The sequence below is a fragment of the Microbacterium umsixpiens genome (genome assembly GCF_053543675.1).
In genome coordinates this window covers 1-2180 of record NZ_JBLVOH010000254.1, presented here as the reverse complement: position 1 = coordinate 2180, position 2180 = coordinate 1, and the positions used below count along the sequence as shown (strand labels likewise).

Sequence of the window (2180 nt, the reverse complement as noted above, 5' to 3'; positions counted from 1 at the left end):
GGGGGCGGCGCGCGCCGTCGCCGCGGTGCCCGCGACGTTATCCACTCCGAGCTGTTCGACGAGCCGTGATCCCATGCCTCCAGCATGGCGCAAAGTGGTCTGATATGCGCAGGCCACTTTGCGGCGAGTGGCTTCGCATCGGACCGTGGTCCACGGGCCAGAGTAGGAGGATGTTCCTCCGTTCTCTGTTCCTCCCCATAGCCGCCACCAGCCGGCGTGACCTCGTCGAGCGGCTCGTGCAGCTTCTCGTCGGTCTGTTCCTCTACGGTGTGGCACTCGGCTTCATGGTACGAGGTGGCATCGGTGTGGCGCCGTGGGATGTTCTGGCGCTGGGCCTGGCGGGGCAGACAGGCGTCGGATACGGAGTCATGACCGTGCTCGTCTCGATCGTCGTGCTGCTGCTGTGGATCCCGCTGCGTCAGCGGGTGGGCCTCGGCACGGTGCTGAACGCGCTCCTGGTCGGCCCGAGCGCCGATCTGGCGCTCTTCCTGATCCCGCAGCCCTCTTCGGTGTGGATCGGTGCCCCCATGTTCGTCTTCGGGCTCCTGCTCCTCGCCTTCGCGACGGGCCTCTACATCGCTGCCGACTTCGGGCCTGGGCCGCGCGATGGCCTGATGACGGGGCTGGTCCGCCGCACCGGATGGGCGGTGTGGCTCGTCCGCACCCTGATCGAGGGAAGTGTGCTGCTCGTCGGCTTCCTCCTCGGCGGCCCGGTGGGCGTCGGAACGGTGCTCTTCGCCTTCGGAGTCGGTCCGCTGATCGGGTGGTTCCTGCCCCGCATCACGCGCATCCGTGAAGCCCGTTCGCGTCAGCTCGGGGCACTGCGCGCCGTCTGAGCGGCTTCGGACTCCGGTCCTGTTGCGCGAAGAGAGGCCCTCGGAATCCCGGGGGCCTCTCTTCGTGTATGCAGGGTCAGTCGGCGCTGGCGACGACCAGCACGGCGTTGTGTCCGCCGAACCCGAACGAGTTGCTGATGGCGATCTGGGGGCCGTCGCCGAGCGGCGTGGCCTCGCCGGAAAGACGGAAAGGAACCGCCGGGTCGGGCTCGGTCATGTTGATGGTCGGCGGAGCGACGCGATCACGCAGCGCGAGAAGCGAGAAGATCGCTTCGAGTGCCCCCGTACCACCGAGCAGGTGTCCGGTGGAGGCCTTCGTCGCCGACACGGGGATCTCGTCGATCCGGTCGCCGAAGACCTTCTTGAGAGCGACGTACTCGTTCGGGTCGCCGACCGGGGTCGACGTCGCGTGCGCGTTGATGTGCGTGACCTGGTCGGCGGTCACACCGGCCCCGTCGCGCGCCTGCGTGACGGCCCGCGCCGCGCCGTTGCCCTCGGGGTCGTTCCCGGTGATGTGGTACGCGTCGGCAGTGACTCCGCCGCCGAGCACGTAGCCGTAGATCTTGGCGCCGCGAGCCTTGGCGTGCTCCTCGGTCTCGAGGATCAGCGCGGCCGCACCCTCACCCATGACGAACCCATCACGGTCGATGGCCCCGGGGCGGGAGGCGTGGGCAGGATCGTCGTTCCGACGCGACAGTGCCTGCGCCGATGCGAACGAAGCCATCGTGATCGGGTGGATCGCGGACTCGGTGCCACCGGCGATCACGACGTCCGCGAGGCCGTCCTGCAGGTGGTGGAAAGCGTGGATGATCGACTCCGTGCTGGAGGCGCACGCACTGACGACGGTCTGCGCATAGGCGCGAGCCTCGAACTGCAGCGAGAGGTTGCCCGCAGCGGCGTTCGGCATGAGCATCGGGACCGTCAGCGGCATGACCCGTCGCGGGCCCTTCTCACGCAGCGTGTCCCAGGCGTCCAGCAGGGTCCAGAGACCACCGATGCCGGTGGCGAAGTCGATGCCGAGGCGCTCGGGCGCGACCTCGGGGGAACCGGCGTCGGCCCATGCCTCGCGGGCCGCGATGAGGGCGAACTGCGACGACGGATCCAGGCGCTTGGCCTCGTGGCGGGGGAGTACCTCTTCCGGGCGCACGATCGCCTCGGCGGCGAACGTGACGGGCAGCTCGTACTGCTGAACCCAGTCGTGTTCGAGCGTGCGGGTGCCGGACATTCCGGCCAGCAGGTTCGTCCAGTTCTCCGGGGCCGTTCCGCCGATGGCGGATGTGGCGCCGATGCCGGTGACGACGATGCGCTTGGTCATGGGGTGTGGTTCCTTGTCGAACGTCGAAG

Annotated in this window: 2 protein-coding genes; one reads left to right on the top strand and one right to left on the bottom strand. The window is 68.8% G+C overall.

Features of this window, described 5'->3' with window-relative positions; all coding sequences use genetic code 11:
- Positions 1-170: 170 nt before the first annotated feature.
- Entirely contained in the window at positions 171-836 is a 666-nt protein-coding gene (yczE, locus tag ACNPM4_RS20755) for a membrane protein YczE (protein WP_029261784.1), read from the top strand.
- A gap of 76 nt (positions 837-912) precedes the next feature.
- Here yczE and ACNPM4_RS20750 read toward each other — a convergent pair whose 3' ends face one another.
- Entirely contained in the window at positions 913-2151 is a 1239-nt protein-coding gene (locus ACNPM4_RS20750) for a beta-ketoacyl-[acyl-carrier-protein] synthase family protein (protein WP_448987042.1), read from the bottom strand.
- Positions 2152-2180: the final 29 nt, after the last annotated feature.

What these genes read in the sequence shown, in the direction of transcription:
- yczE (WP_029261784.1), top strand. Translation starts at nt 171, where the DNA reads ATGTTCCTCCGTTCTCTGTTCCTCCCCATAGCCGCCACCAGCCGGCGT.
- ACNPM4_RS20750 (WP_448987042.1), bottom strand. Translation starts at nt 2,151, where the DNA reads ATGACCAAGCGCATCGTCGTCACCGGCATCGGCGCCACATCCGCCATC.